We start from the raw sequence: 14980 nt of genomic DNA on the forward strand, positions 1-14980 counted from the left end.
TAACTCTTGCTTCATAACTGTTTACTGTTGCTTCAAGGTTCATGGCATCTTTGTACCATCAAATAGGAACAGTTATTCTAAAAATTCAAAATCAATTAATTAATTAGAATGCTGATTGCCGATTAAAAGATTTGGTTCTGGTTTTTAAAGTAGAACTTTTTAGTTGCGAAGTCTATTTAATTTTATCAAAAATCTAATAATTATAGCAAAAATGAAAATTGAAAAAAGTGGAAAGGGCGTAAAATTAGGAATAGGGATTATACTAGGCGCTATAGTTGGCTATTTGACCTCAAATATTCAATTGTGGTTTGTTTTAGGGATTGCTTTAGGTTCAGCATTAGAATATGGTGCCAAAAAATTCATAAAAAATAAAAATCACTCATTACACATTCCACTTTTTTTTAAGCATTAGCTATTAATGCTTGTAACATCAGAAACAAAAATCAAAAAACGAACAATCATGAAATCAATTAAAATGAAAACAATCAAAAAACAAATCGGATTAAAAGTGGCTTGTGTAGCCTTTGCATTAGTATCAAGTATAACATATGCACAAAACGCAGATTCTAAAAAAACAACACAGCGAGATGGCTTTATTATTGAATTTTCAGTAGGTGGAGGTCTAATCAGTTTAGAAGATAGTGAAGGTATTCAAACGTTCGACACATCTCAAGGAACGTTTGTTTTTCCAGATCTAAAGTTGGGCTATATGTTGAATGAAAATCTTGCTGTTACTGCCGCTATGCCAGGAAACATATACGAATTTCAAGATAATGACAGGAACTTTGGAGGCTTTATTCCATCGCTACAATATTGGGTAAAAGACAACTGGTGGATTCATGGCGGAATTGGTTTAGCAATAGATTCGCCGGCACTATATGATATTAAAGACAATGTAAATGACGATTGGAATTTTGGTTGCGCTGTAATGGCAAGTACAGGTTACGAAATTTACAAAAAGAAAAACTTCGCACTTAATGTGCAATCTAAAGTAGTGCTTGGTCGTGCAAATTTAGATGGTGATTCGCATAGGGACGCAGTAATTTTTAATGTAGGATTAGGGTTTAGTTGGTTATAAAAATTTATCAATGGCATATATTCTATTGTTACCAAACATATAAAGCAAACTATGAAAAATTTGACATTTGTAATTTTATATATTCTTCTTTCAGGAGTACAAACCACATTTGGACAGAATGAAACAGATATTATAGTAGGAAGTAAGTTCGTTTTTAAATCTATTATTTTAGATGAAGAAAGAACCTGTTTAATAAGTCTTCCTGATTCATACAATAATTCATCTGAAGTTGATAAAAAATATCCAGTTATCATATTATTGGATGGATATACTCATTTTAAAACAGCATCTGGAATTGTACATTTTATGGGTTCTAATAGGAATCGAAACAATTTAATGCCTGAAAGTATTATCATAGCCATAGAGAATGTTGACCGAGAACGAGATTTTACATTTACAAAAATTAAGACCAAACGACCGAATAATATGGGAGGTGGAAGGATTTTTTTGAATTTCATTGAGAAAGAACTAGTACCTTATATTGATAAAAAGTATAAGACAGAATCGTTTAGAACTCTTGTTGGGCACTCTTTAGGAGGACTACTTACACTAAATTCCTATATGGATGAAAATAGCGTATTCAATGCTTACATTTCTATAGACCCAAGTATTTGGTGGAATGAGGAGATGATGAAAAACAAAGTTGATTCTATTTCCTCAATATCATTAGATAAAAAACTTTATATCGCTACTGCCAATCAAGGAGAGGCTAATTACGAAAGGAATAAACAAAGACACGACTCTCTTTATACTTTAATAACAAAGAAATCGGATAAACCTCTAAATATCGAAATAGAATATTTTGAAAAAGAAAACCATCGCTCTGTACCATTAGTAGCTTTATACGAAGGGTTAAAATATATTAATTAAGAGGAATGATTTCGAAGCTGGTAATATCAACAAATACGTTTGGTAACACCGTAAATAATTTATTGCTGGCTTTTTGCCTACTTGCGAAAGTCTTTGCGGACTTTCTTGGTCGGTAATTAGTTGCTTAAAACACGCAACAAACCATATACAAACACGTTGTGTGCCATTAGGGCAAAATTGTAACAATTACCCTTTTACAGAGTCAGAATTAGTATAAAATAATAAAAATAAATAATCTATGATTGCAAATACAGAACAGAAAAATTTAATTAAGACCGCTAGAATAACTGGCTTATGGTATTTAATGATGGCTATTACAGGAATTCTAGGGTTTATGGTCTTTCATTCTCAAATATTTGTGTCTGGTAATCCTGAACAAACGCTAACAAATTTAGTAGAATTAGAATCTACAGCAAGAATTAGGTTGCTATTAGAATTTGGCATAGTAATTTCTCAGGCTCTTACCGCAATTTGGTTTTTCAAGTTATTTAAAGATAATTATGAATGGGAAGCTTGGACTCTAGGTATATGGGGAATGGTAAATGCTTTAGCCATTATGATAAGTGCAATTTCAATCGCCTCAGCAATAGGTATTGCAAATTCTGAAATAAGTGCTATGGAAGACAAAGTTCTACTAATTCAGGTTTTTCAAAATATAATTTCAAATGCTTGGGGTATAGGTGGTCTATTCTTTGGGCTTTGGCTATTTCCTATGGGATACATAGTCATCAAATCAAAAAGAATGCCTGTCTGGTTAGGAAGAATTATTGTTTTAGGTGGTGTTGGCTATCTAATTAGCACCGTTATCCACTACGCAGGAATTGATTTTAACTACAATAATTTTCTAACTCTACCCGCAACCATTGGAGAATTTTGGATGATAGGTTATTTACTAATTTTTGGCATAAGACCTATGGACGAATGAAAGTTAATTAAACCGGCACACAACAAAACTTATACGCAACGCCCTTCTGGACACTACGCATAGCAAACCGGTGTGTGTAATGTGAAAAATTGAACTTACTTCATAAAATTAAACAAAAAATGATTAATAAAAGTTTTGAAAAAGCAAAAGAGCAAAGTAAATTATTAGAAAATGATTTGTATAAGAATCCTCAAAAGTACCGCGTATTAACGGGAGATAGACCTACAGGTAATTTGCATCTTGGACACTATTTTGGCTCTATTATAAACCGATTAAAATTACAAAGCTTGGGAATTGAGACTAATATTTTAATTGCTGATTATCAAGTGTTGACAGATAGAAATGTTTTTAATGAAATTTCAAAATTCACCTATGAACTAACTTTGGACTATTTAGCCTGTGGATTAGACCCTGAAAATTATAAAACTCATATTTTTCCACATAGTCATATTCCTGAATTAAATCAACTAACTATTCCATTTCTGACATTAGTTTCCAGTTCAGAATTAAACAAAAATCCAACTGTTAAAGAAGAAATTACTGCTTCAGGACTGAGTAATATTAATGCAGGAATGTATATCTATCCAGTTCATCAAGCTGCTGACATTTTGTTTTGTAAAAGTAATGTGGTTCCTGTTGGAAAAGATCAATTACCTCATATAGAATTAACTCGGAAAATTGCAAAGCGCTTTAATACCAAATTCAATAAAAATATTTTTACAGAACCAGTTGCATTTTTTACTGATACCCCTACTATTCTTGGGTTAGACGGTATTCAAAAAATGAGTAAAAGTCGCAACAATTCAATTATGATAAAGTCAACAGCTGACGAAACAGCAAAACTAATAAAATCTGCCAAAACTGATTCAAGTCGTTACATATCTTACGACCCCGAAAACAGACCAGAGGTTTCCAACTTACTTAAGTTAGCTTCCTTATGTTCAGATAAAAGTCCAACAGATATTGCTGATAAAATTGGCGACCAAGGTTCAGGAAAACTTAAACAGCTAACGGAAGAAGCCATAAACACATATTTTGAGCCTATTAGAAAAAAAAGAATAGAGCTTGAAAAAAATAAAGATTATGTCAGGGATATTTTGCTTAAAGGTATAAGTAAAGCGAGAGAAACAGCTATTGGAACGTTGAGTGAAGTCACTGAGGCAATGAATATGAAAATATAATAGCACTACATCCAGTAAAGAACTGAAATCGGACTTGATTCAATCTTTTTATTTTGAAAGAATAGATTTGATTTTGAATGGAATCTCGAAGAACAAATAAAGCGAACGGAAGCATTTCAAAAAAACAAAATAACTAAAACCATTATTTAATTCTACTTTTTCAAGAAGGTAAACTTCATACAAATATCAATCAATCAATAATCATCATTAATCAAAAAACATCATCATGAAAAAAACTTTAATTACCTTGACTTTGTGCGGACTAACATTAATCGCCAAAGCTCAAAACACAAGTGTAGAAAAATCAACGTTCGGATTACAAACTGGAGTTCTAGGAATCTGGGCATATAATGAAGCAAAACTATCAAATACCCTAGCACTGAGAACAGAGATTGGTTTTGATTTTGGTATTTGGGAATCTACGTATTATGATGATTATGATTCTCCATTTCTACTAACACCTGTAATAGTTGTGGAGCCAAGATTTTATTATAACCTCGAAAAACGTTCAAAAAACTCAAAAAGAATTGATGGGAATAGTGGCAACTTTATTGCTTTAAAAATGGGTTATCATCCAGATTGGTTTGTCTTATTCAATACTGACGATGCTCCTATTGTAAGTGATTTTTCTATTATACCCACCTGGGGAATTAGAAGAAACATAGGCAAACACTTTAATTATGAAGCAGGTCTTGGTGCAGGATTTAGTTACACATTTGCTAAACGTGCTGGTTATTTGAACAACAAAAGTGAAATGGAATTAAATATGCACTTGCGTATAGGATATAGGTTTTAGCAAAAACAATAATAATTTGAATATCAAAATGGAAAAGACCTTCATAACACTACTTATCGCTGGAATACTTTCTTTGCAATCTTGTGATGCAAAAAAACAAAAAACTAAAGATAATAATATACCAACCATTAAAAACCCATATCTGGGACAAAAACCACCAGGATTAAAGCCTATACCATTTGCCCCAGGTCTGGTATCTACAGATTTGTATGAAGTCAATAGTGCATTCACCCCAGATATGAAAGCGTTTTATTTTATTAGAAGAGGCGAAGAACATAAAAAATCAGCTTTTTACGAATACAAATACAACGAAACAAATGGGAAATGGGAAAAATCTGAAATAGCATCTCCATGGATAGGACGACCTGTAATATCTCCAGACGGTAAAACCATGCATTTAGGTGACCGTTATCTAGAAAAAACGGAATCTGGATGGTCAGAATTACAAAAACTAAAACCTCCTACTGTAAGTAATGATTCTATGTATATTATGCGCCTTTCATCGTCTTCAAATGGTACGTATTATTTTGACACTTATAAAGAAAACGATTCAACATTTCCAATTCGTTATTCGCGTTTAATTAATGGTAAATATGAAGAGCCAAAAGCCTTACCCAAAGCAATAAATACAGGAACCTTTTTGAGCCATCCTTTTATAGCACCAGATGAATCGTATTTATTATTTGATGCTAAAAGGGACGATGGTTTTGGAGAATCTGATATTTATATCAGTTTTAAACATAAAGATGGTACTTGGGGTAATGCAATTAATTTAGGCGACAAAATAAACACTAACGCTTGGGAAGCTTCTGCTAGTATAACACCAGACGGTAAATACCTTTTCTTTAGCAGAAATGTAGGGTCAGAAGATTTTGAAAATGTAGATATTTTTTGGGTAGACGCAAAAATCATCTTTGCTCTTAAAAAGGAATAATGAAAAGTAAAGGTTTGTTCCAATTTCAAAATACGAACTTTTGTACCCCACATTTTAACCAACTTTGCTGTTAACAAAAACAATTATGAAAGCAATAGAATGTCTAAAATATGGGGGGTAGAAAACCTGGTGCTAAGTAATGTAAAAAAACCAATACCAAAAGATAGTGAAGTACTTATAAAAACCTGTGCTACTTCAGTAACTACAAGTGATGTTCTTATTCGGAGAATGAATGAAATCTCAATTTATAAATCATAATAAAAAAACGAACAGCAAATGTTTTTTAAACGAGCAGCTACTAATTATTTTTAACTGATACCATCAGTTGTTTAAATTTATACAAATGAAAATAATAAAACGAATTTTAAAAATTGTCTTCGCTCTCATCGGCTTGCTTGTGCTCATAGGAATCATTACACTTTGGATTGATTCATCAGGAACAAATTATCTCGATATTAATAAGAATGAATCAATATCTAATAATTCTTATCTCATAAAGAATGTCAATGTTATCCCAATGAACCAAGACACTGTTTTAGTTAATAAAATGGTGTATATAAAAGAGGGGATTATTAATAAGATTGCTGATACTATTGAGGTCAATGGAATTCAAATTTTTGACGGAGAAGATAAGTATCTAACACCAGGACTTATCGATATGCACGTACATGTGTGGGATAGATATGAACTCGGACTTTACCTATCCAATGGTGTAACGGCAGTTAGAAATCTTTGGGGTATGCCAATGCATTTAAGAATTAAAGAAGATGTAATGGAAGAAAATATTTTTTCACCATCGTTTTTTACGACAGGACCAAAATTAACAGGCTCAGAATTCATTGGTGATGACAATTTAAATCTAAGTAATCCGAGTGAAGCTAAAGACAAGGTGATTTCATATAAAGACAGAGGTTACGATTTCATCAAAACATATTATGGATTGGATAAAGAGATTTTTGATGCTGTGATTGAACAAGCTAAGATTTCTGAAATTGACATTGTTGCTCACCCTTCTCAAAAAGTATCTTTTTCATATCATTTGAATTTTCAAATCAAAACTATTGAACATGCTGAAGAAATTGTACAGCAACCCTTACAGTTTGATTTAGATACTATTAAACTGCAACCCATAATAGATTCAATTTCGCAATCCAAACACACAAATTATAGTCCTACAATTACGGTATTTAATAATATTTATCAAATGATGATGGATGATTACATTTTAGAATCAGAATCATTAAAATACATGAATCCACTCATTAAAAAAACGGATAGCAAAGAACAGTTTGAACGTTGGTTTAATGCAAAAAAAGAAGATCCTACGACCGTTGATAGGATAAAAAAACAGCACGATTTTCATATGACCATCGTTAAAAAGCTACATGAAGCGGGTGTTACTATAATTTGTGGAACTGATGGCGGTATTGGAGTTACCCTTCCCGGTTTTTCAATCCATCAAGAACTGAATTTTTACAAAGAAGCTGGACTTTCTAATTACGAAGTTTTGAAAACGGCTACTGTAAATGCTTCCCAAACACATTCAATGATGAATCAACTTGGAACTATTGAAGAAGGCAAGATTGCCAACTTATTATTAGTGGATGAAAATCCTCTTGTTGAGTTATCGACACTTCGTAATCCAACCTATGTTTTTGTGAAGGGAAGAAAATTAAATAGAGAGACTTTGGATTCTTTTAATGAAAAGGCAAAAAACCGAAAGAATTTAATAGCTACGGCTCTTAGGTATTTGGAAAACTTAATTATTGAAAAATAAAATATAGGCTATAAAGTATTAAAATCAGAAATAGTCATATATCATTTAATCAAAAAAACTATTACAATCATCAATCAAATAAAGAATAAATATGTTTTTCAAAACTAAAGAAGGTAAAGAAAAAATCATAACCCTTTACAATCAAAAGTTAGATGAGCTGAATATTGAATATTCAGAAAAAGCTGTAGAAACAAAGTTTGGAGTCACTCATGTTATTACTACTGGCAATACTAAAAATCCTCCTTTAGTACTGATTCATGGCACAGGAGGTTGTGCTCCACAAATTTTAGATTCTTTCCCCAATCTAGCTTCAAAATATTGTGTCTATGCCATTGATGTCTTAGCGCAGCCCAATAAAAGTGCAGAGAATAGGTTGGACATGAAATCTTTAGATTATGGAAAATGGCTTATTGAAGTAATCATAAAACTAAGACTGAAAGACGTGACCCTAGTAGGTTTTTCTTTTGGTGGTTTCATTAGCTTAAAAGCACTGGAGTTTAACGAGACACCAATTAGACGGGTTTGCTTAATCGCTCCAGTCTATATGGTAAATGGCAATCCTCTTGTAGGTTTGTTTAAAATGTTCCTACCATTAAAAAAGTTTATAAGAACTAACAATCAAAAGCACATTAAAAAGGTAATGAACGTACTTTTTTCTGAATACGATGATTTTGCATTTGAGTTTATGTCTACTACGTTTCAACATTGCGATATGGATTTTTCTCCTTTACCAATACTATCTAAAAATGATGCAAATAGAATAAAAACACCGATTTCCATTTTTGCCTGTGAAAAGGATATCATGTTTCCCGGAAAAAAAATGATTAAAAGAGCAAAACGAATATTTTCTTCTTTAGAAGAAGTTGTTTTGATTGAAGATGCTAAACACGTACCAAATTCAAAGGATTTTAAAAAAATAGAAGATTTAATTATGGATAAAATCAGGTACTGAAATGATACAAGAAATTAAATCTTTAAAATTTCCCAAATCCAATATAATTTCAATAAATGGAATTGAGTTAGAAGTATTTGAAGCAGGTAAAGAAAATATTGGCAATCCAATTGTATTTTGTCATGGCTTTCCCGAACATGCCTTTTCTTGGCGTTATCAAATACCAGCGCTTGCTAAAGCTGGTTATCATGTCATTGTTCCAAATCAAAGAGGATATGGCAATTCATCGTGCCCTAAAGAAGTAACGGCATATGATATAACCCATTTAACAGATGATTTAGTGGCCTTACTTGATTATTACAACTACAGAGATGCTGTTTTTGTGGGGCATGATTGGGGCGCAAATGTAGTATGGAACCTTGCACTATTGCATCCAGAGCGTGTCAATAAAATACTAAATCTTGCATTACCTTATCAAGAACGAGGTGAAAAACCATGGATTCAGTTTATGGAAGAGATTTTTGGTGAAGATTTCTATTTTGTTCATTTTAATAAAAAACCAGGAGTAGCAGATGCTGTGTTAGAGAATCATGCAGAAAACTTTCTTCGTAATTTATTTCGTAAGAATTTGCCTCTTGCACCACCAGAACCAGGAATGTTAATGATGAATCTTGCAAAAGCGGAAAAGCCTTTTGGTGAGCCTATTATGAACGACGTTGATTTGTCTGTATTTGTAAGTGCCTTTAGAAATTCTGGGTTTAATGGTGCTATTAATTGGTATAGAAACCTTGACCGAAACTGGCACTTATTAGCAGATATAGACCCAATCATCAAACAGCCTACACTTATGATCTATGGTAATCTAGATATGATTCCAAAATTTGAAAGGCTACAGGATTTTGTTCCGAATCTGGATGTGATTTGTCTAGAGTGTGGCCATCACATTCAACAAGAGTTACCACATGAAACAAATGAATCGATTTTAAAATGGTTGGCAAAATTTAATGGTTAAAAAAGAAATGGAAACAAGAAAGGTATTTTATAGAGAAGGAGCAGAATTTGTTAGAGACTATACAAATATGTAGCATTAAAAATAATTGAAAATTTAAATAATCGAGAAATAAGCCAATAAGATGAAAAATTCAAAACAAATTTCACTAACCTATTTCTGCATATTATTTTTGATGGGTGTCTCAGTCTCATGCTCAAATGATGATAATATTGAGGCTTTAAATCTTGCTTATTTAAACATACCCGATTCAAGTTTTGAAGCGATACTTATAAAAACAGGTGTAGATTCTGATGGTATTATAAATCAGCAAATGCTAAGCAGTGATGCTGAAGAAATAACTACCCTTGACTTAAGTAATCTAGAATATGGAGCTATTACTGACTTAACGGGAATAGAAGGCTTCATTAGTTTAACGAAATTAATTGCCATCCAGCATAATATAGCACAAATTGATTTAAGTGATAATTTAAATTTGGATACCTTAAGTCTTGCGGGGAATAAATTGTTAAGTATTGATATTAGCAACAACAGTAAATTAGTTTTACTTGATTTGACTGCTAATGAAATGAATTCAGTAGTTGGATTATCAGAATTGGGTAAATTAAGGGACTTGGATTTGTCTTGGAATTATTTTGAAACTTTTAGTATTTCTAGTGAGTCGTTACAGGTTTTACATATGAGTAATAATGATTTGTATTCACTCGACATAAGTTCAGCTCCAAATCTAAAAAACCTACTTTTAACATCAAATAGATTGCAAGGTTTAGAGGTGTTTTCAAATAAAAAGTTAGAAACATTACTGATTTCTGATAACGAGCTGCAAACTATAAATCTCTTAGAAAATCATAATCTAACGCATCTTTATATCACCAGTAATTCCTTGGATAGGTTAAACGTAAGTTTTAATCAAAACCTTATTGATTTGAAAGTAGATAGAAATCCAAATCTGTCATGTATTAAAGTTCTTGATGGACAAAATATTCCACAGATTTCTAAATCAGATCATCAAGAGCTAAATGATGATTGCAATTAAAAAGCCATTGCAGATAATTACCAAAAAGGCTCGCTAAATTGAATATTAGGTATTTACTACCCGCAATAAGATATAAATATCATGAATAGAACATATATATTATTACTAATAGTACTTTTTTTCCAAATGTTTGCCATCAGTCAAACTAATCAAGAAAATCAATTTTTACAAAAAATCGGTATTTTAGATAGCATATATTCCAAAAGTTTAAATGAACACAGGAAAATATATGTGCAATTTCCTGCGAATTACAATCCAACTTCAAGCCAGAAATATCCTGTACTATATGTATTGGATGGAGAAGTGCTCTTACCTGCTGTTTATGGTGTTCACAGTTTTTACAGTGGCGGTTTTATGCCTGAAATGATTATTGTTGGTATTTCAAACAATAATAATAGGATGCGTGATTTAACAATTTCAAATGTAACGGAAATGTATGGAATGCCTTTTGAACAAGAAAATGGAAAAGCAGCTAATTTTAGTGAATTCATTGAAACAGAACTAATTCCATTTGTAGAAAATAAATATCCTGTTACTAGCTTCAGAACTTTAATTGGGCATTCGTATGGAGGTTTATTCACGATGTATACACTGATTAATCATCCGTATTTATTTTCAAATTATTTAGCCATTGACCCAAGTCTCGATTGGGATCACCAAAAATTACTAAACCAGGCAAAAGAAAAACTCAAAAATCAGAATTATAAAGGAAAATCTCTCTTAATGTCTTTAGCCAAACAATTGCATATGCAAAACCCAGAAGTTACTTTAGAGAATGTAATGAAAGACACATCAGATTTTACACTATTTGCAAGGTCAAATATTAATTTTTCAAATATGGTTAAACAAAACAAAAATAATGAGCTGACCTTTAAATGGAGGTTTTATCCTGATGATGTACACGGAACAATTGCATTTCCTTCTATAATGCATGGTTTAATATTTGATTTTGAATGGTACCAGATGGAACATACTGATAAATTCAATTCTCTAGACACTTCAAAAGAAGAATTATCTGCCGTCATAAACATACGTGCCAAAAAACTTAAAAATTATTTTGGTTATCCTGTTCCACCTTACCCACAAGACTTATTACTTGTGCTTGGTCATATGAGTTTAGATATGGGACAATTAGAAAAATCTAAAATGTTTTTTGAATGTGCTATTAAATTTTATCCAAAAAGTGCCAGCGTTTATGATTCGATGGCGGATTACTTTGAAAGAAACAGCGATTACAAAAACGCGTTACATTTTGTTACCAAAGCTTTTGAAATAAGCGGTGAAGAAAATCATAACCAAAGAATTAAGTATCTAAAAGAAAAAAATAGTAAAGGCTGAAATCCTTTAGAGTATACTGCTTTGTCAAGTGCTTATTTGGAAAATTGCTTAAGAATTTTATCGCTTTCGTTTTTTTTACTAAATGGATGTTCAAACAGGCAACTAACCATACAAAAAAAAGTTATCCTGCATATAAAACATATTAAAAGCTAACTATTGGAAATCTATAGAATTAGACCCTACAAACACTAATGTTGAAAAACTGATAAACAGAATTGAAAACATAAGCTGACTTTGAACTTTTATAATGAACATTAACGATTAACTCAACATCATTAATGACTACTATTCTCCTAAAATAATTGGTGAAGTAAATAGTGTTTTTATAAAACTGGTGAAAATATACGGTAATAAAGTTACTTGGCATCATCTTAAAAACTAAAATGAATTATTTTTACTCTAGTTGAAAGTCTTCTATTTGAAGTTGAAAATTAACCATCGAAGCTAAACGCATATGCTGACAACAAGCCGGTATTGAAAGGAATATTTTCCTAGGGTTCTTTATTAATATTTTAAAAAATGAGATTCATATAACTAGTTATAAATGTTATCGCCAAAAGAAAAAAGAAACATTTCACGTATCACTCCATTCGGAGTGATTTGGCTTGTTCTAGGTTGGGTCAACCTTTTCTCTCAGGAAGCCGTGTTGGCTGTTGCACTAGAAGGAAATTTGAACCAATCTGCCGTAATAAGGATGACTCCAGAGGTTTTTCTTTTTGCGAGCATAGCGACCATTGTTGTTGGTTTATTGGTTGGTGCGATTGAAGTGGTATGGCTGGGCAACCTGTTCTGTAAAAATAGCTTTTTAATTAAAATCGCCTATAAGTTTGGTTTTTACTCTATTTTCTTGCTATTGGTTATCCTTATATCATATCCGATTGCGGCTTCTTTGGAATCTAATATTTTTCTTTTCGACCCGATTGTTTTGGACAAATTGGCGGACTTTCTCTTTAGCTTGGAATTTGCAAGCACCATCGTTTCGATTTCCTTCAGTTTGTTTATCAGTCTTTTTTATTCCGAGATAAGCGCGAACATAGGGCATGGGGTTTTGATGAATTTCTTCACTGGAAAATATCACAGCCCCATTGAGGAAAAGCGCGTTTTTTTGTTTTCCGATATGAAATCCTCAACGACGATTGCTGAGCAATTGGGGCACATCAAATATTTTGAATTACTAAAGGCATACTATTCCGATTTTTCGGATGCCATTGTTGATTACTCAGGAGAAGTGTATCAATATATCGGGGATGAAATCGTAGTTTCTTGGAAATACGAAGAAGGAATCAAGAACAATAACTGTATCAACTGCTTTTTTGCCATGAAAGCAGCCCTTAAAAATAGAGCGTACTGGTATACAGCGAAATTTGGAATTATTCCTACTTTTAAGGCCGGACTTCATGTGGGCCAGGTTACCACTGGTGAAATAGGAGCACTTAAAAAAGAGATTATTTTTACTGGAGATGTGCTCAATACGACCGCTCGAATTCAAGGGCTTTGTAATACATACAATGTAGATATTTTAGTTTCTGAAGATTTAATCAAATCTATAGAACTTGAACATGAATTTAAGATCAATTCGGTGGGAGTTGTTGAATTAAAAGGAAAAAAAGAGCATATACCCTTATTTACGATACCGGAATAATTATTTGGAATTGGATAGGCGTAAATTCAATAGGTAATAAAGAATTAACCCTATCGTCTAATATTAAATCAATCTAAAATCAAAATGACATAAAATTTAGCAGATTCCTCGGCATAAAGTTTCAATTTATATACTAAGTTAGTATAATCCAGTTTAAAAAATTTATATTTTTTCATCTTCTGTAATAGCTTCTGGTGAACGAACAATCATGAATCAAAAAATACCATTAGTAATTGAATTTTTTTATCTATTAATATGATATATTAGTTCGGGGTATGACGAACTTCTATATCCTAAATGTTTTTTGTGTTAATGGCATGATTATATATGTAAGTTCTGAAAAAAGCTCGCGATAAATAATAATTCAACCTATTTAAATGATATACTAAATAGCTGAATTTCCATTTACAGGAAGTGAGATACAGTCCTTATTGAAAAGAGCCTGTTTGAAAGAACTATAATTTATAGAACTGTAATATATTGGTTAAGAATTATTACTTTATAGTAAAACTAGAATAGTTTGGGATTGTTTATTTTAAAATGTTTTTAACCAATTAATCAGTCCCTTATTACCTTCCCATAATGGTTCTTCAGGAGATAGGTTTTCATAGGTATTCTCTAAGGCTATTCGTTTTTGTAAGGTATCTGCCTTTGCATAGATTTGGGTTGTCTCAATGGAGGAGTGTCCTAAGATATCCCTTATGTATATTAGTTCTAAACCGGCCTGTAGCATATGCATTGCTTTAGTATGTCTAAGGGTGTGACAAGATATTTTGTCTGGAAAAACTTCCGGATTTTTAACTCTAGCTTTATTGACCATTGCTCTTAATATATATGTAACACCTGCTCTGGTTAGTTTTTCTCTTCTACTATTAAAGAAAAGTGGTTGTAATTGATTGACGGGGTTATCAAGGTTGAAGATTTTAATGTAGTTTTTTAAATGTATTAATTGAGCATCCATTAATGGTACTAATCTAACCTTATTGCCTTTTCCAGTTATTCTAATTGTAGATGGGTTTTCTATTCTTAACATTGAAGGAGTAAGGTTTATCAATTCTGAAACGCGTGCTGCAGAATCGTACATTAGTGAGATTATAGCCAATTGGCGAACACCTCTTTTTGTATTTAAATTAGGTTGTTCCATTATCAATTTCATAGCGTCTTTTGAAATGTATTTGACAAGATCATTTTTGGTTTTCTTTGTATGAATTGATAATATCCGCTGTGTTTCATATAAACTTTCAATGTTTTGATACATAAGGAACCTAAAAAAAGATTTTATACCCGCTAGGCGAAGATTTCTAGTTGAATTATTAACTTTTCTTACCATTTGTAAATATTCGAGAAAATCGATTACCAATTCTGCTTTAATCTCTTTTATTAAAATTTTTTCTGGGTTTAGATTTTTATATTTTTCTAAATAATCTAAAAATAACACCATACTTGTGCAGTATGAGGTTATCGTATTTCCGCTTAACCCCCCTTTGGTTTGGTAGGTAGTT

At 31.8% G+C, this 14980-nt stretch carries 14 protein-coding genes; 13 read left to right on the forward strand and 1 reads right to left on the reverse strand.

What is annotated here, in order from left to right; translation table 11 throughout:
- Nucleotides 1-211: 211 nt before the first annotated feature.
- The 13 genes from CLV90_RS05290 to CLV90_RS05355 all read left to right on the forward strand — a co-directional run bounded on the left by CLV90_RS05290 (nt 212) and on the right by CLV90_RS05355 (nt 13478).
- Nucleotides 212-412 (forward strand): hypothetical protein, encoded by a 201-nt coding sequence (locus CLV90_RS05290; RefSeq protein WP_243835266.1) that lies wholly within the window; start codon nt 212-214, stop codon nt 410-412.
- Between the two features lie 48 nt (nt 413-460).
- Complete coding sequence (locus CLV90_RS05295; protein WP_243835267.1) at nt 461-1078, forward strand: hypothetical protein; 618 nt, start codon at nt 461-463, stop codon at nt 1076-1078.
- 51 nt (nt 1079-1129) lie between these two features.
- Nucleotides 1130-1948, forward strand: coding sequence for an alpha/beta hydrolase (locus tag CLV90_RS05300; RefSeq protein WP_133686449.1), 819 nt, complete (start codon nt 1130-1132; stop codon nt 1946-1948).
- Between the two features lie 238 nt (nt 1949-2186).
- Nucleotides 2187-2873: a DUF4386 domain-containing protein gene (locus CLV90_RS05305; protein ID WP_133686450.1), complete on the forward strand. Its 687-nt coding sequence runs from the start codon at nt 2187-2189 to the stop codon at nt 2871-2873.
- A 119-nt stretch (nt 2874-2992) separates the two neighbouring features.
- On the forward strand, nt 2993-4054 hold the full coding sequence (trpS, locus tag CLV90_RS05310) for a tryptophan--tRNA ligase (protein WP_133686451.1): 1062 nt from the start codon (nt 2993-2995) through the stop codon (nt 4052-4054).
- A 226-nt stretch (nt 4055-4280) separates the two neighbouring features.
- Nucleotides 4281-4850, forward strand: a complete 570-nt coding sequence (locus tag CLV90_RS05315; protein ID WP_133686452.1) for a hypothetical protein — start codon at nt 4281-4283, stop codon at nt 4848-4850.
- 28 nt (nt 4851-4878) lie between these two features.
- Nucleotides 4879-5784 carry a TolB family protein gene (locus CLV90_RS05320; protein WP_133686453.1) on the forward strand — a complete coding sequence of 302 codons (906 nt, stop codon included), beginning with the start codon at nt 4879-4881 and terminating at the stop codon, nt 5782-5784.
- A 343-nt stretch (nt 5785-6127) separates the two neighbouring features.
- On the forward strand, nt 6128-7561 hold the full coding sequence (locus CLV90_RS05330) for an amidohydrolase family protein (protein ID WP_133686454.1): 1434 nt from the start codon (nt 6128-6130) through the stop codon (nt 7559-7561).
- Nucleotides 7562-7652: 91 nt separating this feature from the next.
- Nucleotides 7653-8513, forward strand: a complete 861-nt coding sequence (locus CLV90_RS05335; protein ID WP_133686455.1) for an alpha/beta fold hydrolase — start codon at nt 7653-7655, stop codon at nt 8511-8513.
- Between the two features lies 1 nt (nt 8514).
- Nucleotides 8515-9465, forward strand: a complete 951-nt coding sequence (locus tag CLV90_RS05340) for an alpha/beta fold hydrolase (RefSeq protein WP_133686456.1) — start codon at nt 8515-8517, stop codon at nt 9463-9465.
- A 121-nt stretch (nt 9466-9586) separates the two neighbouring features.
- A complete protein-coding gene (locus CLV90_RS05345; RefSeq protein WP_208295097.1) occupies nt 9587-10498 on the forward strand; it encodes a leucine-rich repeat domain-containing protein in 912 nt (303 codons plus the stop codon).
- Between the two features lie 81 nt (nt 10499-10579).
- The gene (locus tag CLV90_RS05350) at nt 10580-11836 is read left to right on the forward strand and encodes an alpha/beta hydrolase-fold protein (protein WP_133686457.1); all 1257 of its coding nucleotides are present in this window, start codon (nt 10580-10582) and stop codon (nt 11834-11836) included.
- 544 nt (nt 11837-12380) lie between these two features.
- A complete protein-coding gene (locus CLV90_RS05355) occupies nt 12381-13478 on the forward strand; it encodes an adenylate/guanylate cyclase domain-containing protein (RefSeq protein WP_133686458.1) in 1098 nt (365 codons plus the stop codon).
- A gap of 535 nt (nt 13479-14013) precedes the next feature.
- Here CLV90_RS05355 and CLV90_RS05360 read toward each other — a convergent pair.
- Nucleotides 14014-14919, reverse strand: coding sequence for a site-specific integrase (locus tag CLV90_RS05360; RefSeq protein WP_243835268.1), 906 nt, complete (start codon nt 14917-14919; stop codon nt 14014-14016).
- Between the last annotated feature and the right edge of the window lie 61 nt (nt 14920-14980).

Source organism: Maribacter spongiicola (assembly GCF_004364165.1).
In the GTDB taxonomy this organism is placed as follows: Bacteria; Bacteroidota; Bacteroidia; order Flavobacteriales; family Flavobacteriaceae; genus Maribacter; species Maribacter spongiicola.